This window comes from Pantoea sp. B550, from assembly GCF_024158165.1.
GTDB lineage: Bacteria > Pseudomonadota > Gammaproteobacteria > Enterobacterales > Enterobacteriaceae > Pantoea > Pantoea alfalfae.
The window spans coordinates 1,068,925-1,088,795 of the sequence record NZ_JAMYXI010000003.1; the positions used below are offsets into that span (position 1 = coordinate 1,068,925).

23 protein-coding genes and 4 tRNA genes are annotated in these 19,871 nt (G+C 55.1%); 12 read left to right on the plus strand and 15 right to left on the minus strand.

From position 1 onward, the window contains the following. The first annotated feature begins 80 nt into the window (after positions 1 to 80). The 10 genes from NIM72_RS08035 (at position 81) to NIM72_RS08080 (ending at position 8,101) form a co-directional block, all read left to right on the plus strand. On the plus strand, positions 81 to 536 hold the full coding sequence (locus NIM72_RS08035; protein WP_253419817.1) for an STM2901 family protein: 456 nt from the start codon (positions 81 to 83) through the stop codon (positions 534 to 536). Further along, positions 533 to 856 carry a DUF1493 family protein gene (locus NIM72_RS08040; RefSeq protein WP_253419820.1) on the plus strand — a complete coding sequence of 108 codons (324 nt, stop codon included), beginning with the start codon at positions 533 to 535 and terminating at the stop codon, positions 854 to 856. The genes NIM72_RS08035 and NIM72_RS08040 overlap by 4 nt, the downstream gene beginning before the upstream one ends. A 119-nt stretch (positions 857 to 975) precedes the next feature. Beyond that, positions 976 to 2,145, plus strand: coding sequence for a phage tail sheath protein (locus NIM72_RS08045; RefSeq protein ID WP_253419823.1), 1,170 nt, complete (start codon positions 976 to 978; stop codon positions 2,143 to 2,145). Between the two features lie 12 nt (positions 2,146 to 2,157). Then, positions 2,158 to 2,673 carry a phage major tail tube protein gene (locus tag NIM72_RS08050; protein WP_253419826.1) on the plus strand — a complete coding sequence of 172 codons (516 nt, stop codon included), beginning with the start codon at positions 2,158 to 2,160 and terminating at the stop codon, positions 2,671 to 2,673. A 56-nt stretch (positions 2,674 to 2,729) separates the two neighbouring features. Next, positions 2,730 to 3,038 carry a phage tail assembly protein gene (locus NIM72_RS08055; RefSeq protein WP_253419829.1) on the plus strand — a complete coding sequence of 103 codons (309 nt, stop codon included), beginning with the start codon at positions 2,730 to 2,732 and terminating at the stop codon, positions 3,036 to 3,038. A gap of 14 nt (positions 3,039 to 3,052) precedes the next feature. After that, positions 3,053 to 3,172: a GpE family phage tail protein gene (locus NIM72_RS08060; RefSeq protein ID WP_009086867.1), complete on the plus strand. Its 120-nt coding sequence runs from the start codon at positions 3,053 to 3,055 to the stop codon at positions 3,170 to 3,172. Next, a complete protein-coding gene (locus NIM72_RS08065) occupies positions 3,165 to 6,221 on the plus strand; it encodes a phage tail tape measure protein (RefSeq protein ID WP_253419832.1) in 3,057 nt (1,018 codons plus the stop codon). Before NIM72_RS08060 ends, NIM72_RS08065 begins: the two co-directional genes overlap by 8 nt. Then, complete coding sequence (locus NIM72_RS08070) at positions 6,218 to 6,703, plus strand: phage tail protein (RefSeq protein ID WP_253419835.1); 486 nt, start codon at positions 6,218 to 6,220, stop codon at positions 6,701 to 6,703. Before NIM72_RS08065 ends, NIM72_RS08070 begins: the two co-directional genes overlap by 4 nt. Continuing rightward, positions 6,703 to 7,800, plus strand: coding sequence for a phage late control D family protein (locus NIM72_RS08075; protein ID WP_253419838.1), 1,098 nt, complete (start codon positions 6,703 to 6,705; stop codon positions 7,798 to 7,800). The genes NIM72_RS08070 and NIM72_RS08075 overlap by 1 nt, the downstream gene beginning before the upstream one ends. A gap of 70 nt (positions 7,801 to 7,870) precedes the next feature. Continuing rightward, positions 7,871 to 8,101 carry an ogr/Delta-like zinc finger family protein gene (locus tag NIM72_RS08080; protein WP_071998021.1) on the plus strand — a complete coding sequence of 77 codons (231 nt, stop codon included), beginning with the start codon at positions 7,871 to 7,873 and terminating at the stop codon, positions 8,099 to 8,101. A gap of 59 nt (positions 8,102 to 8,160) precedes the next feature. Here NIM72_RS08080 and NIM72_RS08085 read toward each other — a convergent pair whose 3' ends face one another. The 6 genes from NIM72_RS08085 to ffh all read right to left on the minus strand — a co-directional run bounded on the left by NIM72_RS08085 (position 8,161) and on the right by ffh (position 12,262). Then, the gene (locus tag NIM72_RS08085; protein ID WP_253419841.1) at positions 8,161 to 8,586 is read right to left on the minus strand and encodes a hypothetical protein; all 426 of its coding nucleotides are present in this window, start codon (positions 8,584 to 8,586) and stop codon (positions 8,161 to 8,163) included. A 167-nt stretch (positions 8,587 to 8,753) separates the two neighbouring features. Then, entirely contained in the window at positions 8,754 to 9,101 is a 348-nt protein-coding gene (gene rplS, locus NIM72_RS08090; RefSeq protein ID WP_003849035.1) for a 50S ribosomal protein L19, read from the minus strand. 42 nt (positions 9,102 to 9,143) lie between these two features. After that, positions 9,144 to 9,908, minus strand: a complete 765-nt coding sequence (gene trmD / locus NIM72_RS08095; RefSeq protein ID WP_050496505.1) for a tRNA (guanosine(37)-N1)-methyltransferase TrmD — start codon at positions 9,906 to 9,908, stop codon at positions 9,144 to 9,146. Positions 9,909 to 9,943: 35 nt separating this feature from the next. Then, on the minus strand, positions 9,944 to 10,492 hold the full coding sequence (rimM, locus tag NIM72_RS08100) for a ribosome maturation factor RimM (protein ID WP_013358818.1): 549 nt from the start codon (positions 10,490 to 10,492) through the stop codon (positions 9,944 to 9,946). 18 nt (positions 10,493 to 10,510) lie between these two features. Next, positions 10,511 to 10,759 carry a 30S ribosomal protein S16 gene (gene rpsP, locus NIM72_RS08105; RefSeq protein ID WP_003849041.1) on the minus strand — a complete coding sequence of 83 codons (249 nt, stop codon included), beginning with the start codon at positions 10,757 to 10,759 and terminating at the stop codon, positions 10,511 to 10,513. A gap of 141 nt (positions 10,760 to 10,900) precedes the next feature. Next, positions 10,901 to 12,262, minus strand: a complete 1,362-nt coding sequence (gene ffh, locus NIM72_RS08110; protein ID WP_013358819.1) for a signal recognition particle protein — start codon at positions 12,260 to 12,262, stop codon at positions 10,901 to 10,903. 164 nt (positions 12,263 to 12,426) lie between these two features. Here ffh and NIM72_RS08115 point away from each other — a divergent pair, with 164 nt between their 5' ends. After that, positions 12,427 to 13,227, plus strand: a complete 801-nt coding sequence (locus tag NIM72_RS08115) for an inner membrane protein YpjD (RefSeq protein WP_010248489.1) — start codon at positions 12,427 to 12,429, stop codon at positions 13,225 to 13,227. Positions 13,228 to 13,242: 15 nt separating this feature from the next. Next, positions 13,243 to 14,529: an HlyC/CorC family transporter gene (locus tag NIM72_RS08120; RefSeq protein WP_013358821.1), complete on the plus strand. Its 1,287-nt coding sequence runs from the start codon at positions 13,243 to 13,245 to the stop codon at positions 14,527 to 14,529. A 60-nt stretch (positions 14,530 to 14,589) separates the two neighbouring features. Here the strand turns inward: NIM72_RS08120 and luxS are convergent, their stop codons facing one another. The 9 genes from luxS to csrA form a co-directional block, all read right to left on the minus strand. Further along, a complete protein-coding gene (luxS, locus tag NIM72_RS08125; protein WP_003849049.1) occupies positions 14,590 to 15,105 on the minus strand; it encodes an S-ribosylhomocysteine lyase in 516 nt (171 codons plus the stop codon). Between the two features lie 150 nt (positions 15,106 to 15,255). After that, positions 15,256 to 16,863: a glutamate--cysteine ligase gene (gshA, locus tag NIM72_RS08130; protein ID WP_161732746.1), complete on the minus strand. Its 1,608-nt coding sequence runs from the start codon at positions 16,861 to 16,863 to the stop codon at positions 15,256 to 15,258. A 31-nt stretch (positions 16,864 to 16,894) separates the two neighbouring features. Next, entirely contained in the window at positions 16,895 to 17,323 is a 429-nt protein-coding gene (locus NIM72_RS08135; RefSeq protein ID WP_010248498.1) for a YqaA family protein, read from the minus strand. Then, positions 17,320 to 17,886: a fructose-1-phosphate/6-phosphogluconate phosphatase gene (yqaB, locus tag NIM72_RS08140; protein WP_253419845.1), complete on the minus strand. Its 567-nt coding sequence runs from the start codon at positions 17,884 to 17,886 to the stop codon at positions 17,320 to 17,322. The genes NIM72_RS08135 and yqaB overlap by 4 nt, the downstream gene beginning before the upstream one ends. Positions 17,887 to 18,495: 609 nt before the next feature. Beyond that, positions 18,496 to 18,572: transfer RNA gene (locus NIM72_RS08145), tRNA-Arg, on the minus strand. A 209-nt stretch (positions 18,573 to 18,781) separates the two neighbouring features. Next, positions 18,782 to 18,858: transfer RNA gene (locus NIM72_RS08150), tRNA-Arg, on the minus strand. A gap of 209 nt (positions 18,859 to 19,067) precedes the next feature. After that, positions 19,068 to 19,144: transfer RNA gene (locus NIM72_RS08155), tRNA-Arg, on the minus strand. Between the two features lie 8 nt (positions 19,145 to 19,152). After that, a tRNA-Ser gene (locus tag NIM72_RS08160) sits at positions 19,153 to 19,245 on the minus strand. A 282-nt stretch (positions 19,246 to 19,527) separates the two neighbouring features. Next, positions 19,528 to 19,713: a carbon storage regulator CsrA gene (gene csrA / locus NIM72_RS08165; protein WP_008927091.1), complete on the minus strand. Its 186-nt coding sequence runs from the start codon at positions 19,711 to 19,713 to the stop codon at positions 19,528 to 19,530. Between the last annotated feature and the right edge of the window lie 158 nt (positions 19,714 to 19,871).

A 19,871-nucleotide genomic window follows, 5' to 3' on the forward strand; every position in this document is an offset into this window, starting at 1 on the left:
GACCGTTACGGATTAACAACCCGCCGCGCAGATGTTACAGTTAAAATCCGTTAACCATTTGACGAAAGGGATTTGCAGGCATGGATACAACAGAGCAACTGGACGGTACGTATTATTTTAACGATTTGCCGAATCTGACGCCGCAGGAACTGCTGTTCTGGGTGCTGGTTGACGAGACGCAAAAACAGCTGGGCGTGCAGGATATTGTGGCCGTGACGGCCCTCGTCCTGGGCAACAATAATATCGACGTACCGGGCAAGCCCAATACGGCAACCCCCGGCACTTCCGTTGCTTCGCTCTTTTTCCGCAAGCACCTGTCCTACAAATTCCGGCGCCGCATTCTGCCAACCCTGACCGCCAAATCCTTCAGCCTTCGCGGGCTGAAGATTTTCTGGGTGAATAATCTGGGGGCGTTTGTGGGCAGGGCCGTGCCCGTTGTCGGATGGGTAATTCTGGCAAAAGATGTCGCACAAATCAGTTTTCACACCGTCCATCGCTATAACCTGATTGTGCGCCCGGAGGATAAAATCTGGTGAATAATATGACAGTAACCCCTGATGCGGTGCGCGACTTCATTCTGCGTGAGCTGCCGCTGGTGACGACTCTCCTGTTTAAGAAAATTGAAGTCGGCGACGATGATATTCTGCAGGAGCAGTATGAGGCGGATGATATTGCAGAGATGGCGGAGAAGTTTTTCCATGACTTTAACGTAGAGCCAGCAAGCTTCAGTATTGCCGCTTATTTCCCCTGGAAAACTCCGTCACTGTTCTCACGCGCGCCAGTGACGCAGGATAAAAAGCCTCTGACCATAAGAATGTTTACAGAGTCAGCCCGTGCGGGACGCTGGCTTTTCTGAATGCTCACCACGGGTAATGCAATTTGCCCGTTGTGTCAGCTACCACACAATGACAACAGCATGATTTCCCTTCCCTGAGACCTGACCATAGCGGAACCCCTTCACAGGAGAACCGCCACATGGCACAGGATTATCACCACGGCGTGCGCGTTGAGGAAATCAACGAGGGCACCCGCACCATCACCACCGTCAGTACCGCGATTGTCGGGCTGGTCTGTACCGGCGACGACGCCGACGCGGCCACCTTCCCGCTGAACCGCCCGGTGCTGTTAACCGACGTACTCACCGCCAGCGGTAAGGCCGGGGAATCCGGCACGCTGGCCCGTTCACTGGACGCCATCGCCGATCAGTCGAAACCCGTCACCGTCGTCGTGCGCGTGCCGCAGGGCCAGACCGAAGCAGAAACCACCGCCAACATTATCGGCGGCGTGACCGACGGCCAGCGCACCGGCATGAAGGCGCTGCTGGCCGCGCAGTCCGTGTGTGGCGTAAAGCCCCGCATTCTGGGCGTACCGGGGCACGACACCAAAGCCGTTGCCACCGAACTGCTGAGCGTGGCGCAGAGCCTGCGCGGCTTTGCCTACCTGTCAGCATACGGCTGCAAGAGCGTTGAAGAGGCTATTGCCTACCGCAGCAACTTCAGCCAGCGCGAAGGGATGCTGATCTGGCCTGACTTCATCAGCTTTGACACCGTGCTGAAGGCGGACGCGACGGCCTATGCCACCGCCCGCGCGCTGGGGCTGCGTGCAAAAATTGACGAGCAGACCGGCTGGCATAAGTCCCTGTCAAACGTCGGCGTGAACGGCGTCACCGGCATTTCAAAAGACGTTTTCTGGGACCTGCAGGATCCGGCCACCGATGCGGGTCTGCTGAACCAGAACGACGTCACCACGCTGATCCGTAAAGACGGCTTCCGCTTCTGGGGTTCCCGCTGCCTCAGTGATGACGCGCTGTTTCAGTTTGAGTGTTACACCCGCACCGCGCAGGTGCTGATGGACACCATGGCAGAAGCGCAGATGTGGTCCGTTGACGGCGCGCTGAACCCGTCACTGGCCCGCGACATCATCGAGAGCATCCGCGCGAAGCTGCGCAGCCTGGTGAATCAGGGCTATCTGATTGGCGCGGACTGCTGGCTGGACGAGAGCGTGAACGATAAAGACACGCTTAAAGCGGGCAAGCTGCTGATCGATTACGACTACACGCCGGTGCCGCCGCTGGAAAACCTGCTGCTGCGCCAGCGCATCACTGACCAGTACCTGGTCGATTTCAGCAGCCGCGTCAGCGTATAAGGAGACGGAAAGATGGCATTACCCCGCAAACTCAAGCACCTGAACCTGTTCAACGCAGGCAACAACTGGCAGGGGCTGGTTGAGTCCCTGACGCTGCCAAAAGTCGCGCGCAAGTTCGAAAAGTATCGCGGCGGCGGCATGGCTGGTGCGGTGGATATCGACATGGGCCTGGACGACGGCGCGCTGGATACGGAATTCACCGTAGGCGGCACTGAAGCCCTGCTGTTTAAGCAGCTTGGCACCGAAACCGTGGACGGCATTCAGCTGCGCTTCACCGGCTCCATCCAGCGCGACGACACCGGCGAAGTGCAGGCGGTCGAGCTGGTCACGCGCGGGCGATATAAGGAGCTTGATTCCGGCGAATGGAAAACCGGCGAATCCAGCACTACCAAAGTGTCCGCTACCAACAGCTACGCAAAGCTGACCATTAACGGTGAGGTGGTTTACGAAATCGACATCGTGAACATGATCCACATCGTGGACGGTAAGGACCTGATGGAAGCGCACCGCAACGCGCTGGGCCTGTAATCACACCGGCAGGCCGCGCGCCTGCCGCTTATCTCTCTTTTTAACGGAAAAGCATCATGACTGATAAAACCGCTCCAAATGAAAAAGTCGTCGAGCTGGATACCCCGATCCTGCGCGGCAAAACCGAAATCACCTCTGTAACCGTGCGCAAGCCGCAGTCCGGTGCGCTGCGTGGCACCCGCCTGCAGGCGCTGATGGACATGGACGTGAACGCACTGATCACCGTGCTGCCGCGTATCACCACCCCGGCGCTGACTACAGCGGAAATCAACGAAATGGACCCTGCCGATCTGGTGAGCCTGTCGGTTGAGGTGGTCACTTTTTTGCTGAAGAAGTCGGTCCTGTCAGATTTACCGACGGCCTGACGGTTGACGATCTGGTGGCGGACATCGCCACCGTCTTTCACTGGCCGCCTTCCGTTACCGAATCCATGACGCTGACCGAGGTGCTGGAGTGGCGGCACAAAGCAATCCTGCGACACGGGGCCAGCGATGAGTGATAAAAATCTGCGTCTGCAGGTCGTGCTGGGCGCGGTGGATAAGCTGACGCGCCCCTTCCGCAGCGCCCGCGACAGCACGCGGGAGCTGGCCGGTACGCTGCGCGACACCCGCAACACCCTCAAAGAGCTGGACGCGCAGGCCGGGCGTATCGACGGCTTTCGCAAGACCCGCTCACAGCTTGCCATCACGGCGAATAACCTGAAGGCCGCCCGCGAGGAAGCGGCGCGGCTGGCCGTGCAGTTTACGGAAACAAACAGGCCCACCGCCGCGCAGGCCCGCGTGCTGGAGCAGGCGAAAAACCGCGCCAGCCAGCTGCAGCAGACCTACAACGGGCTGCGCCTGTCGGTGCAGCGTCAGCGTGAGGCGCTGGGCGCTGCCGGTATCGACACGAAGAAACTGAGCCAGGCACAGCGCGAGCTTAAAAGTCAGTCGGACGAGGCGCGCGCCGCCATTGACCGGCAGCAGCAGTCGCTTAAAAAGCTGGGAGAACGTCAGGCAAAGCTGAGCGCGGTGCGTGAGCGTTATTCCCGCTCGCTTGAGGTGCGCGACCGCGTGGCCGGTGCCGGTGCGGCAACGTCTGCCGCCGGGCTGGCAATGGGCGCGCCGGTGCTGGCCGCCGTGAAGTCTTCAGCGGCAATGGAAGACGCCATGAAGGGCGTGGCAAAGCAGGTCAACGGACTGCGCGACAACGACGGAAACCGCACAAAGCAGTTCTATGACATGCAGGCCGCCATCAAGGCCGCCAGTGAGCAGCTGCCGATGGAAAACGGCGCAATTGACTACGCCGCGCTGGTTGAGGGCGGCGCGCGCATGGGCGTGACGAACCAGAACGACTCCTATGAGGACCAGAAGCGCGACCTGATGGCCTTTGCCACCACGGCGGCGAAGGCGTCAACGGCGTTTGAGCTGCCCGCCGGTGAGCTGGCCGAAGGGCTGGGCAAGATTGCGCAGCTGTACAAAATCCCCACGCGCAACATCGGGCAGCTGGGCGACGCGCTGAACTATCTGGACGATAACGCCATGTCCAAAGGTTCAGACATCATCGACGTGCTGCAGCGTATGGGCGGCGTGGCTGACAGGCTGGACTACCGCAAAGCGGCTGCACTCGGCTCAACCTTTTTGAGTCTGGGCGCAACGTCAGAAACCGCCGCCAGTGCGGCGAACGCCATGGTGCGCGAGCTGTCCGTAGCCACGATGCAAAGTGACCGGTTTATGGACGGCATGGACCTGCTGAAACTCGATCCGAAAAAGATTGAAAAGCAGATGACCACGGATGCGATGGGCACCATCATGCGCGTGCTGGAAAAAGTCAATAATCTGCCGAAAGACAAACGCCTGACGGCCATGACGATGGTTTTCGGCAAGGAGTTCGGCAAGGACGCGGCCAAACTCGCTAACAATATGCCGGAGCTTAGACGTCAGCTGCAGCTGACGCAGGGGGATGCTGCTAAGGGGTCAATGCAGAAGGAATCTGACATCAACAAAGATTCGCTTACTGCGCAGTGGATGCTGACCAAAACCGGCGTATCTAACACCATGAGCGGCCTGGGCGATTCGCTGCGCACGCCGCTGATGGACATCATGGATATGGTGAAGAAAGTCACCGGCGTGACCCGCCGCTGGGTAGAAAACAACAAGGAGCTGGCGGGCACGATTGTGAAGGCTGCGGCGGTTATATCGGTGGTGGTGATTGCGCTGGGTACGCTCATGATCGGCCTGGCTGCGGTGCTGGGACCGCTGGCGCTGCTGCGCCTGAGCTGCAGCGTGCTGGGAATTAAGGCGCTGCCGGGAATTGCTTCGGCAGCGTCCCGGGCGGGCAGTATGCTCGGCTGGCTGGGGAGCGCCCCTTTAAGCCTGCTGCGGCGCGGAATGGGCGATTCGGGTGGACGCGTCAGCCTGCTGGCCGGGCCGCTTGCCTCACTCCGCGCCAGCGCAGGCATGGCGGGTAATGCGCTTAAGGCGGTGGCCGGTGCGCCACTGCGCCTGTTCAGGGGAGCCATGCGCGGCGTGTCCGCCGCTGCCGGAATGATGATGAACCCGGTAGCGGCAGGACGGGTGCTGCTGAGCGGTACAGGTCAGGTGCTGCGCTGGCTGGCGTCCGGTCCCGTGGCGGTGCTTCGCGTTGCGCTGACCGGCATTTCATGGGCCATGGGCGCGCTGCTGAGTCCGGTCGGGCTGCTGGTCGCCGCGCTGGCAGGCGTGGCGCTGGTTATCTGGAAATACTGGCAGCCGATTAAGGCGTTTCTCGGCGGCGTAGTTGAGGGGTTCAGGGCTGCCGCAGCACCAATCAGTGAGGCATTTGGCCCGCTCGAGCCGGTTTTTCAGTGGATTGGGGATAAAGTGCAGGCGCTGTTCGGCTGGTTCCGCGACCTGCTGACGCCGGTGCAGTCCACGGGGGCTGAGCTGGACAGCGCAGCCGCGAAGGGTAAAGCGTTTGGTCAGGCGCTGGCCGATGGCCTCAGCATGGTGATGCACCCGCTGGACACGCTGAAATCAGGTGTGTCCTGGCTGCTGGAAAAACTCGGCATCGTGACAAAAGAGGCGGCAAACGCAAAGCTGCCGGAGCACATCACGCGCCAGCAGGCCGCCACGGTTAACGCGGACGGAAAGGTGGTGCTGCCGCCGGGCGGGTTCCCGCGCATGTACGACACCGGCGGCAACATTCCGTCCGGCCAGATGGGGATCGTGGGTGAGAACGGCCCTGAACTGATTAACGGCCCGGCTAACGTGACCAGCCGCAGGCGCACCGCAGGGCTGGCGGCACTGGCGGCGCTGACGCTGGGCGGGGCTGCAGCGCCTGCCACAGCCGCACCGCTGCATCCGCTGAGCCTGCCCGCGCAGGCATACCGGCAGGACGCGCCGCGTATGAGTGGTACAGCGCCAAAAGCCGCACCGCAGATTAATGCCTCATTCACTATCGTGCAGCAGCCGGGGCAAAGCCAGCAGGATCTGGTTGACGAGGTGATGCGCAGGCTTCAGGCAGAGCAGCGGAAGGCTGAGGCGCGGGAGCGCAGCAGCTACCGCGACAGGGGAGGATTTGAGGAATGATGATGACGCTGGGTTTATTTGTTTTCATGCTGAAGACGGTGCCCTATCAGGAACTGCAGTATCAGCGCAGCTGGCGATTCCCTTCAAACAGCCGAGTCGGCGTGCGGCCATCGCTGCAGTTTTTAGGCCCGGACAACGACACGCTGACGCTTTCCGGCGTGCTGCTGCCGGAGATTACCGGCGGCAGGCTGTCGCTGTTCGCGCTGGAGCAGATTGCGGAGCTGGGCCGCGCGTGGCCCCTCATTGAGGGCAGCGGCACGATTTACGGCATGTTCGTGATCGAGAGTCTTAACCAGACCAAAGCGGAATTCTTCAGCAGCGGCGTGTGCCGCCGCATTGAATTTACGCTGACGCTGAAGCGCACCGATGAATCGCTGGGAGAAATGTTCGGCAGCCTCAGCGATCAGCTGTCGGTCATGCAGAGTGCTGCTACCACTGCCGCCGGTAAGGTGAGCGCCGCAGCGGGAGGGTTATTCTCATAATGACCAGTCCGTGGATAACCGGCCAGCAGAATTCCCCCGCGTTTCGCCTGACGATGGACGGCGCAGACATCACGCAGAAGCTGGAAAAGCGCCTGCTGAGCCTGACGCTCACCGATAACCGGGGCTTTGAGGCGGACCAGCTGGACATCGAGCTGGACGACACGGACGGCCAGCTGCAGCTGCCGCGCCGTGGCGTCGTGCTTTCGCTGTCGCTGGGCTGGCAAGGAGAGGCGCTTTTTCCGAAAGGCAGCTACACGGTTGACGAAATCGAGCACAGCGGCACACCTGACCGGCTGACGCTGAGAGCGCGCAGCGCCGACTTCCGGCAGACGCTGAACACGAAGCGGGAGAAGTCCTGGCACAAAACCACCGCAGGTGAAATTGTCCGGGACATCGCCGGGCGGCACAAACTGAAAGCCGCGATGGGTGAGGACATGGCGGCCGCAGAGATTGACCATCTTGATCAGACCAACGAATCCGACGCCAGCTTTCTGATGCGCCTGGCTAAACAGTGCGGCGCGGTGGCCTGCGTCAAGGATGGAAATCTGTTGTTTATCCGGCAGGGCCAGGGAAAAACGGCAAGCGGTAAGGCGCTGCCGGTGATCACCCTTCAGCGCAGGAACGGAGACAGTCACCGCTTTACCCTGGCAGACCGTGACGCCTACACCGGCGTGATCGCCAGCTGGCTGCACACCCGCGAACCGGCAAAGAAGCCGGTAGCAAAGGTGAAGCGCAGGCGACGTAAAACCACCGCGAAGAAGAAGGAGCCTGAGGCGAAGCAGGGGGATTACCTGATCGGCACGGATGAAAACGTGCTGGTACTGAGCCGCACTTACGCAAACCGGAGCAACGCAGAGCGCGCGGCCAAAATGCAGTGGGAACGCCTGCAGCGCGGTGCTGCGACGTTTTCTATTCAGCTGGCAAAGGGGCGCGCAGAGCTTTACACGGAGATGCCGGTAAAGGTCAGCGGATTCAAGCAGCAGATAGATGCGGGAGATTGGATCATCACCACACTGACGCACAGCCTGAGTGCAGACGGCGGGTTTACAACCAGCCTAGAACTGGAAGTAAAAATCGAGGAGTTGAGTATGCAATAGTAGATTTAGCTATTCAATTGAACGTTAAATCGTTAATATTTGCTGAAAACTTCAAGAGGAAGTATCTGAAATGATGAACTGCCCAAAGTGCTCTCATGCAGCCCACACGCGTAGCAGTGTTGTGCTTTCAGAGAACACAAAAGAACGTTACAACCAGTGCCAGAATATTAATTGCGGCTGCACCTTCAAGTCCTTAGAAACTGTTACTGACATAATCATGTGTCCGGGAAAAATCAACCCTGCCCCGCCACATCCAACACGTATAAGAGCTACTCAAACACAGGGTAACTTATGGCTTTAAAATTCTTATAAGACGTCAGATCCAGGGCACTGATTATTCAGTGCCCTGTTTTGTTTTGGTCATTTGAATGTGGGGCTAAAAGTTGCGGCAGCAAGGCGATCATCCATAAAAGCTATACCCTCATCAGTATTCATGCTTGCCATCTGCTCACAGCTTTTGTCTCCATCCTCATAAGTAAAGCCCTGCGTAACTGAATCGTTCGTGATCGTAATATCTTTAATCATTCCAGCATTCCACGTTCGCTTAGGCGGATTATCTCCGTAGTAGGCGAAGCAAAGAGTGTCTACCAAACTACGTGCCTGCAGTAACTCTATTTTTTTGAAGTTATACGAAACGTATAAGGTGCCATTTACAAGTGATGGGGGCCGGGAAAGATTGAGCTGCTTGAGGCTATGTAAGAGAGGTGCAGGGATCTGGTCAGGTTTAGCGGCATAAGCTGAAGCCGCAAGAGTAAAACCAGCAAGACAGATGCAAAACTTTTTCATTGGTTATTCCTTCACTTTTGAGTAACAGCAATCACAACGATTATGACCACAACTGACCACAAAAAATATCTGCGTAGCCAATCCGTGGACAAGGCCAAAAAAAAGGGGCTGGCATCACGCCAACCCCTTGTTTGCTATTAACTTTTAGATGTCGCGTTAGCGATACCTTAGTTAAGACGCTCTTTAATACGAGCAGACTTACCAGTACGCTCACGCAGGTAGTACAGTTTGGCTTTACGCACAGCGCCACGACGTTTAACAGCGATGCTGTCAATTACAGGTGAATGAGTCTGGAATACACGCTCAACGCCTTCGCCGTTAGAAATTTTGCGAACAGTGAATGCAGAGTGCAGACCGCGGTTACGGATAGCGATAACCACGCCCTCGAATGCCTGCAGACGTTTTTTAGAACCTTCAACGACCCATACTTTCACTTCCACGGAATCACCCGGGCGGAAGGAAGGTACGTCCTGTTTCATCTGCTCTTGTTCAATTTGCTTGATAATGTTGCTCATAATTAAATCTCATATCCTGGGTAAACTGATAGTCGGGGAAGATCACTCTTCCACATCATCGTTTTGTTGCTGCCGGGATTCCCGCTGGAACTCGTTCAGCAACCTTGCTTGCTCTTCAGTCAGAGCCAGGTTTTCCAGAAGTTCAGGTCTTCTCAGCCAGGTACGGCCTAGCGACTGCTTCAGACGCCAGCGGCGAATATCAGCATGGTTACCTGACAGTAATACTGCCGGGACCTCCACGCCGTCTAACACTTCAGGACGGGTATAGTGCGGACAATCCAGCAAACCGTCAGAGAACGAATCCTCATCGGCTGACGCCTGCTTGCCGAGTACGCCTGGAATAAACCGGGCAACTGCGTCAATCATCGTCATCGCTGGCAGTTCCCCGCCGCTGAGAACGTAATCACCGATTGACCATTCTTCGTCAATTTCGGAATGAATTACGCGCTCATCAATCCCTTCATAACGACCACAGACCAGAATTAACTTGTCTCGTGCCGCCAGTTCGCAAACGCCCTGTTGGTCCAGTTTGCGGCCCTGAGGTGAAAGATATATCACTCTGGCGCCATCACCTGCCGCTGCTTTCGCTGCGGAGATGGCATCCCGTAAGGGTTGTACCATCATCAGCATTCCCGGTCCGCCGCCATAAGGACGATCATCCACGGTACGGTGCCGGTCGTGCGTGAAGTCACGAGGACTCCAGCTCTGAATGCTGAGCAGACCGTTTTTTACAGCCCGGCCAGTTACCCCGTAATCGGTAATAGCGCGAAACATTTCTGGAAACAGGCTGATAACACCAATCCACATTGTATTCGCCGTTACGTTACCGTTCGATTCGGAGATCAAAAACCAGGATCCCAATCTACCTCAATGACGCCAGTAGAGAGATCGACTTTCCTGATAACCTGTTCATCAAGAAACGGAATTAACCGCTCCTGAGCACCGAATGCATCTTTCAGGTTTGCCTTAACGACGAGTACGTCGTTCGAGCCGGTTTCCATCATATCGATGACTTTACCCATCTCGTAGCCTTCGAGGTTAACTACCTGGCAGCCCATAAGGTCTTTCCAGTAGTAATCACCCTCTTCCAGCGATGGCAACTGCGTCGAGTCAACCTGAATTTCGCAATTGGTTAACTGAGCCGCCGCATCCCGATCGTCAATGCCTTTGACTTTGATGATCAGGTCCTGATTGTGGTGCTTCCAACCTTCCAGTTCGACCTGCTGCCATTTACCGGCGCGCTGGATGAACCAGGGTTGGTAGTTGAAGATGCTTTCAGCGTCTTCAGTGGAGGAAAACACTTTGAGCCAGCCGCGAATACCGTAGGCGGCTCCCATCTTACCCAATACAATCGGGTTAACAGGAGGCTGTGCGGCAAGTTGTCTGCTCATGCTCACCACCGTGACAGATTAAGCTGCTTTCTTAGCTTCTTTGACCAGCGCGTTAACGCGATCAGAGAGTGTTGCGCCCTGGCCAACCCAGTGCTCGATACGGTCCAGATCCAGACGCAGACCTTCAGCCTGACCAGATGCGATCGGGTTGAAGAAACCAACGCGCTCGATGAAACGACCGTTGCGTGCATTGCGGCTGTCAGTGACGACGACCTGATAGAACGGACGCTTTTTAGCGCCGTGACGTGCCAAACGAATTGTTACCATAACATCCTCTTCAGTTAATAAAACACCCGGCCCCCATCGAGGAACGGGGTCCGGGTGCTGTATAAAAAGCCCGAAAATTTTACTCATTTTGGCGAAAAAAGCAACCTAAACCGTGCCTTTCCGGGCTTTTTTGTGGAACGCTTAGCGGCCAGGGAATCCTGGCGGCATCATACCCTTCATGCCGCGCATCATTTTCGCCATACCGCCCTTCTTCATTTTCTTCATCATACGCTGCATGTCGTCGAACTGCTTCAATAAGCGGTTAACGTCCTGCACCTGCATTCCGGAGCCAGTTGCGATGCGGCGCTTGCGCGAGCCTTTGATGATTTCTGGTTTCTCACGCTCTTTGCGTGTCATCGAGTTGATGATGGCTTCCATGCGTACCAGCACTTTGTCATCCATCTGCGATTTCACATTGTCAGGCAACTGTCCCATACCGGGCAGTTTGCCCATCAGACTGGCCATGCCGCCCATGTTGCGCATCTGCTTAAGCTGCTCAAGGAAGTCATTGAGATCAAAACCGTCGCCGGTTTTCAGCTTCTTAGCCAGTTTCTCCGCCTGATCACGGTCAACCTTGCTTTCGATATCTTCGATCAGTGACAGCACGTCACCCATGCCGAGGATACGTGACGCAATACGGTCAGGATAGAACGGTTCAAGCGCTTCGGTTTTTTCACCGACACCCATGAATTTAATCGGCTTGCCGGTGATATGGCGAATCGACAGCGCTGCACCACCGCGGGCATCACCGTCAACCTTGGTCAGGATAACCCCGGTCAGCGGTAGGGCTTCATTAAAGGCCTTAGCCGTGTTTGCGGCATCCTGACCGGTCATGGCATCGACCACAAACAGCGTTTCTACCGGCTTAATCGCGGCATGAACCTGTTTGATTTCGTCCATCATCGCTTCGTCAACGTGCAGACGACCGGCGGTATCCACCAGCAACACATCGTAAAACTTCAGGCGGGCTTCACGCAGCGCATTGTTGACGATGTCGACCGGCTTCTGACTGAGATCGGACGGACAGAAATCCACGCCAACCTGCTGTGCCAGCGTTTCCAGCTGTTTGATTGCCGCCGGACGATAGACGTCGGCAGAAACCACTAAAACTTTCTTCTTATGCTTCTCACGCAGGAACTTACCCAGCTTAGCGACGCTGGTGGTTTTACCGGCACCCTGCAGGCCCGCCATCAGTACTACGGCTGGTGGCTGAGCCGCCAGGTCGAGTGCGTTGTTCTCTGCACCCATCGCCGCAACCAGCTCGTTGCGAACGATTTTGATAAACTCCTGACCTGGCGTCAGGCTTTTATTCACATCATGGCCGACCGCGCTCTCTTTCACACGGTTGATGAAGTCACGTACCACTGGCAGGGCAACGTCAGCTTCAAGCAGCGCCATGCGCACTTCACGCAGGGTCTCTTTGATGTTCTCTTCAGTCAGCCTTCCGCGGCCGCTGATATTTCGCAGGGTTTGCGACAAACGATCGGTTAAATTATCAAACATGGTCTCTCACTTAAAAAGATCGCGAGGCGCCTGATCGGCAGAATGCGGCGGATTATAACACGAAGCCTCGGCGATCTCTGCAATTGCCCCTCAGATCGTTTGGAGCCTGCTTCGGCTGGCGCTATACTGCCTTTTTCCTTATCTGACTGAACCTGAAAGGATCTATGTTCGTTTTCGCGATAGTGGCGCTATTCGCCTACTCTTTAAGCCTTGCCCTGATCATTCCCAGCCTGTTGAAACGTAACGGCGGCTGGCGGCGAATGGCGATGCTCTCTGCCTGTGTGGCGCTGGTGACACACGCGGTGGCCTTGCAGCAACGCATATTTGCGGTTGATAGCGGACAGAATTTAAGCCTGCTCAACATAGGCTCGCTGGTCAGCCTGTTGATTTGCGCCATCATGACCATTGTGGCGTCACGCAACCGTGGCTGGCTGTTGCTGCCGATTGTTTACAGCTTCGCGCTGATTAATCTGGCCTTCGCCACTTTCGTCCCCAATGCGTTCATTACCCATCTGGAAACCACGCCAGGCATGATGATCCATATCGGTCTGTCGCTGTTCGCCTATGCGACGCTGATTATTGCCGCGCTCTATGCGCTGCAGCTGGCGTGGATTGATTACCAGCTAAAAAACAAGCGACTGGCGTTTACTCAGGATATGCCGCCACTGCTGACCATCGAACGTAAGATGTTTCACATTACCCAGGTCGGCGTCGTGCTGCTGACGCTGGTGCTCTGCACCGGACTGTTTTATATGCAGGATCTCTTCAGCGCAGAAAACGTCGATAAAGCCGTTCTCTCCATCATTGCGTGGTTTGTTTATATCGTTTTGCTCTGGGGGCACTATCATGAAGGCTGGCGTGGTCGCCGCGTCGTCTGGTTTAACTGCAGCGGTGCGGTGCTGTTAACCATGGCTTACTTCGGCAGTCGCATCCTGCAGCATCTGCTTGTCCCTACCTCTCGTTAAAAAGGAAGTTCTGCGTTGGAGAATGTTTCAACCACCACGCTGATTATTATTCTCTGCGTCATGGTCCTGGTTTCTGCCTGGTTTGCCGGGTCGGAAACCGGAATGATGACGCTTAACCGCTATAAGCTGCGCCATCAGGCAAAAAACGGTAATCGCGCCGCACGCCGGGTGGAGAAGCTACTGCGTCGTCCTGACCGGCTGCTCAGTCTGGTTTTAATCGGTAACAACCTGGTCAATATTCTGGCCTCTGCCCTTGCCACCATCGTAGGCATGCGCATTCACGGTGATGAAGGCGTCGCGATTGCGACCGGCATCCTGACCTTTGTGGTGCTGGTCTTCGCTGAAGTGCTGCCAAAAACCGTGGCGGCGCTCTATCCTGAGCGTGTCGCCTTTCCCAGCAGCCTGCTGCTGGTCCCGTTGCAATACATCATGCTGCCGCTGGTCTGGTTGCTTAACACCATTACCCGGCTGCTGATGAGGATAGCGGGTATCCGCGCTGACGGTGCCATTAACTCTGCGCTGAGCAAAGAGGAGTTACGTACTATCGTCTATGAGTCGCGTAGCCTGATGTCACGCCGGAACCAGGACATGCTGCTCTCTGTTCTCGACCTGGAGAAAGTCAGCGTTGACGACATCATGGTGCCGCGTAATGAGATTGTCGGCATCAACATCAACGATGACTGGAAGTCGGTCGTACGTCAATTAAGCCACTCGCCACACGGCCGCATCGTGCTGTTCCGGGACTCGCTGGATGACTGCGTCGGCATGCTGCGGGTACGCGAAGCCTGGCGCATGATGACGGAGAAAAAAGAGTTCACCAAAGAGACGCTGCTGCGTGCCGCCGATGAGATCTACTACATCCCGGAAGGGACACCGCTTAACACCCAACTGGTGAAGTTTCAGCGCAATAAAGAGAAAGCGGGCGTGGTGGTGGATGAATATGGCGACATCAAAGGGCTGGTGACGATTGAGGACATTCTGGAGGAGATTGTCGGTGACTTCACTACCTCCATGTCACCGTCACTGGCAGAAGAAGTAATGCCGCAGAATGATGGCTCGGTGCTGATTGAGGGTAGTGCTAACGTGCGTGAAATCAACAAGGCATTTAACTGGCAGTTGCCAGAGCAGGAAGCCCGCACTATTAACGGCATGCTGCTGGAAGCGCTGGAAGAGATCCCTGCCATCGCCACCCGTGTTCAGATCGGCCATTACAACGTCGATATTCTGGACGTGCAGGACAACATGATTAAACAGGTGCGCATCACGCCAAAGACGCCACTGAAAAAATCGGTCGGTTCCTGAAGCCATAAAAAACGCCGCAATCGACATGATGCGGCGTTTTTTTTAGCAGAGAGGCTCTGGCTAGATGTGCAGTTCTTTCAGCTTTTCAGCAGGCAGCTTCAGATCGTCGTTGCGGTTAACGCCGATCTCATGCGCCAGCACATTGCGCGCGATCTGCTGCGCTTCATCCAGTGAGTGCAGCTTGTAGCTGCCACACTGGTATTCATTCAGCTCAGGGATCTGGTTCTGATCTTTCACTTTCAGAACATCTTCCATCGCCCCTTTCCACGCTTTCGCAACGCGCTGCTCGTCTGGCGTACCAATCAGGCTCATGTAGAAGCCGGTACGGCAACCCATTGGCGAGATATCGACGATTTCCACACCGTCACCATTCAGGTGATCACGCATGAATCCGGCAAAGAGATGCTCCAGCGTATGAATGCCACGCTCAGTGAGAATATCAATGTTCGGGCGGCAAAAACGCAGGTCAAAAACGGTAATCGTATCGCCATGCGGAGTCTTCATGGTTTTTGCAACGCGTACTGCCGGTGCGCCCATGATGGTGTGATCAACGGTAAAACTGTCCAGTAGTGGCATACGTCACCTCCTGTTCTGAGAATTTTTTTTAAAACGATGAAACTTTTCTGTTCGCCCAACGTCTGAATATATGAAAGACGCGCATTTGTTATCATCATCCCTGACAACAGAGATGTTAATTTGGCCACATTGATGTGGCCTTTTTCTTTTCTACCCTTCCCGGCTCGCCAGATATGCTTCAAAATCCAGCTTATCACTCGCTTCCAGCTGCTGCTGTGCAGCAACAGATTCCTGCGCCTGACGCGTGAAATCGTCTTCTGTCAGCACTTCCAGCGGCTCTTCGCAGAGCAGATGGCGATACTGTTCAGCCAGCGCCACGCCGGTTCCGGTTACACCATTATCCTTCATTGCCTGAAGGATGCGCGCCGAGTAGGTTAGCTCAGGATCGTCGAACGATGCTACCAGTTGATCGCAAACCTGCTGATATTCCGTGCTGTCCTGATTATTGCTGTCTAAGACTTCAGCAACCCGACGCAGATCGGCAAACAGGGTCTTGCCGACTTCCACCAGCGAATGTTCCGCTTCTCCGCATCCTACGGCAATTTTCTGGTCCGGTTTACGCCCTTCCAGCACAACCCGGTTCCAGTTTATGCGGGTGCATTGCAGCTCATCGGCACTCATCTCCGGCGCATCCGCCAGGGTACACCAGATCAGGAACAGGTCGAGAAAGCGAACCTGATTTTCATCAACGCCGATGGCAGAGAATGGGTTGATATCCAGCGAACGCACTTCAATGTACTCAATACCACCACGCAGCAGCGCATCAGATGGGGCTTCACCCGAGCGTGTCACACGCTTAGGCCGGATTGGCGCATAGAGCTCGTTTTCAATCTGCAGCACGTTGGTGTTGAGCTGCAGCCAGTTACCGTCGGCATCTTTAGTGCCCATCGCTGCATACTCTTCTGACGGCGTCTTAATCGCTTTTTTCAGCGCGGTGACATAGCCTTCCAGCGAGTTAAACGTGATGCCCAGAGAGCTCTGTGATTTATTGGTGTAGCCTAAATCGCTCAGACGCAGCGAGGTGGCGTACGGCAGCCACATCGTATCTTTGTCGTTGGTTTCGAACGGCAGCGCGCTCTCACGGCCCTGCAGGAAGCTGGAGCTGATAGCAGGCGATGCGCCAAACAGATAGGGGATGACCCAGCCGAAGCGATAATAGTTGCGGATCAGCCGCAGATAGCCCGCCGAAATCGTCTCTTTTCCGCTTTCCTGATCTTTCACGTCAGCCCACTCCTGCCAGAATGAGAGTGGCAGCGAGAAGTTATAGTGAATGCCGGAGATGGTCTGCATCAACGCGCCGTAGCGGTTTTTAAGGCCTTCGCGGTAGAGCGTCTTCATCTGACCGATATTGGACGTGCCATATTGCGCCAGCTCAATATTGTCTGCGTCGTCAATCTCGCATGGCATACTGAAAGGCCACATGCGTTCATCACCCAGTTCACGGGCCACGTGACGATGAATATCGCGCAGGAATGCCAGCATATGATCAATGCTGTGATCCACTGGCGTAATAAATTCCAGCAACGTTTCGGCAAAGTCAGTGGTGATCCAGTCATGTTTCAGCGCCGACCCCAGAGATTCCGGGTGGCCGCTTTTTGCCAGTTCGCCATTTGCCTGTACACGCAGCGTTTCACGCTCGATGCCACGGCCAATACCTTTAAGGGCATTGGGATGCGCTTCCAGCCAGGAGAGCGCTTTAGATACGTCCGGGATCACATTACCCCCCCGCTGTGATAATAATTTATTTTTGTTCAGCATAATGTTAACCGTAGCCTCGAATCTATGCGAATCAATGCCACCATTGCATACCCTGTAATGTGGCAGTCGCGATAACGATATAACGCAGTGTTTTGCCGACAGCGAGAAACAGCATCGCGGGTAGCCAGGCGAAACGTAACCAGCCTGCCAGAACGCAGAGCAGATCACCTATCACTGGCAGCCAGCTGAATAACAGTGCTGCAGGTCCCAGTCGGTGCAACCACGTCATTGCTGTGTCATGCCATCGCCCCTGACGTTTTAACGGCAGCAAGCGACCAATAAGAATGTTGGTTAAGCCGCCCAAGGTGTTTCCCAGTGATGCGGCCAAAAGCAACCCGTAAACTGATGTCTTTTTTGCTATCAATAGTGCTATCAGCAGTGCTTCAGAACTTCCCGGCAGGAGCGTTGCACTTAAAAAGCTGCTGCCGAACATTGAGGCATAGGTAAGAACGTCACTCACAGTAAGCGGACATCCACCACAGCCATACCTGCCGCCTTCGCTGCCTGAATACCAAAGTCCGCATCCTCAAACACCACACAGCGTGCCGGCGTCACACCCATCAGCTCAGCGCAGCGTAAGAAGGTTTCAGGCTCAGGTTTATGACGCTGTACGTCGTCAGCACCAACGACTGCAGAGAAGAGCTCACGCACGCCCAGCTGCGTCAGTAACGCCTCTGCCATACTGTGTTCGCTTCCGGTACCCACCGCCATCGGACGCCGCCCGTGATACGCTTTCACCACCTCCATTAAAGGCAGTGGCTTCACGTTTTCCAGCAGCATCGCTTTCACGGCAGCGGTTTTTTCTGCGGCAAGAAGATGAGGGTCGAGTGACGACTGATTGGATTCAATGATGAACTGCGACAGCCGCCAGGTTGGTGCGCCATTGAAGTCGATAATACGAGCTTCATCCAGCGTTAATCCATAACGCGCCAGTACCTGACGCCACGCTTTTCGATGTGTCGGCTCAGTATCAAGAATCGTGCCGTCCATATCGAAAATCAGGGCGTCATATTGATCGTACATTGTCACTCCGGACATCCACCAAATGAGACATTACTTTAGCCTAATGTGGACAGGTTGTCGCCAGGGGGGATGAACAGCAAATGCTTTGAAAGCATTAGCAATTTTTGTTTTCAGATAAAGGTGATCGTGCGCGGCCAGTGATAACAGTACGAATTTTAAGCGAATTTTTAACATTCTTTTGGCTGACAGGCGGCGGCGGACGGGCGTGGGCAGCAAAACAGAAGGCGTTGATGCGGGAAACAGGCGTTTCGGATCGCTTAAGTCAGGATGATGAATCAATGGGGCAGATTAAACAGGAAAAGAGTGCGTGTGAAGCCAGAGGGAAACTGCAGAGGTTTTTCAGGATACTCACTCAGCGTTTGCTGTACGGGCGGTTACGGAAGTAACGCTAGCGTGTTTAGTGAGGTCTTAGCGATCATCGCGCCATGATACTTTGAGGGATTTTAAGACTGGATTTTGAGACTAAAGAAGAAGATGGTGCATCCAGGAGGATGACTCAGCTTGCGCTTCGCCCTGCGGGCCGTTGCTGATGCAACGTTATCCCCCTTCGTGCGGCCGGAACGCTTATTGCGTCATGTCACACTGAGGAACTGCCAACATTCGAGAAGATGGTGCATCCAGGAGGATTCGAACCTCCGACCGCTCGGTTCGTAGCCGAGTACTCTATCCAGCTGAGCTATGGATGCATTGGGGTCTATCTTTGGGGGTCACACTTTTTTATGGACTTTCGGAAACCAACCTGAGGATGTTACAAAGAATGGTGCATCCAGGAGGATTACTCAGCTTGCGCTTCGCCCTAGGGGCCGTTGCTGATGCAACGTTATCCTCCTTAGTGCGGCCTGAACGATAATCACGTCATGACACACTGAGGCACTGTCCATATTCGGGAAGAATATGGTGCATCCAGGAGGATTCGAACCTCCGACCGCTCGGTTCGTAGCCGAGTACTCTATCCAGCTGAGCTATGGATGCATAAATCAAATTCTTGTACAACGCAGGGTGCTAACTACTCACCATGAAAGGAATTGCTAATTCGCTTTGTTTCGATGGTGCATCCAGGAGGATTACTCAGCTTGCGCTTCGCCCTGCGGGCCGTTGCTAAAGCAACGTTATCCTCCTTAGTGCGGCCTGAACGCTAATGCGTCATGTCACACCGAGGCACTTTTCCATATTCGAAAATATGGTGCATCCAGGAGGATTCGAACCTCCGACCGCTCGGTTCGTAGCCGAGTACTCTATCCAGCTGAGCTATGGATGCATCGAAAATGGCGGTGAGGGAGGGATTCGAACCCTCGATACAGCTTTTGACCGTATACTCCCTTAGCAGGGGAGCGCCTTCAGCCTCTCGGCCACCTCACCTTACGCTTTCTTTCGAACTGTGCGTCTGAACGTTGTTTCTGCTCATCGGCACTGCGTGGCGCACATATTACTTTCCCGGACTTTTAAGTCAAACAATTTTTCCGAAACTTTGTTTGATTGCGCAAATCACACACAATTGGGACAAAATGGCGACAAAAAGAGTGAATTATCAACAATGAAAGGTGATGTCGTTAACGAAACCGGGAAGAGAAAGCAGAAAAGAAAAAGCAGGATTTTTAACAAAGCGGTAGCGCCTCGCACTTGTGCGAGACGCTGAATCCGTTAAACGCTGGTTTGTTGCGTTTTTTCAGCCTGGATGCGTTGATAGATCTCTTCGCGATGCACAGACACTTCTTTCGGCGCGTTAACCCCTATACGAACCTGGTTACCCTTAACACCCAGCACCGTTACAGTTACCTCATCACCGATCATGAGGGTTTCACCAACTCGACGAGTTAGAATAAGCATTCTTTGCTCCTTGAAAGATTAAAAGAGTCGGGCTTGTACAGGCTCCCGGCATTATCCATCATTTAACGCTGCACAATGTGTATGAGAAATACACCAATGCACATCGATGCGCCAATACATTCTGCTGATAGTTAGTTTAGCCGAAATACACTACATCA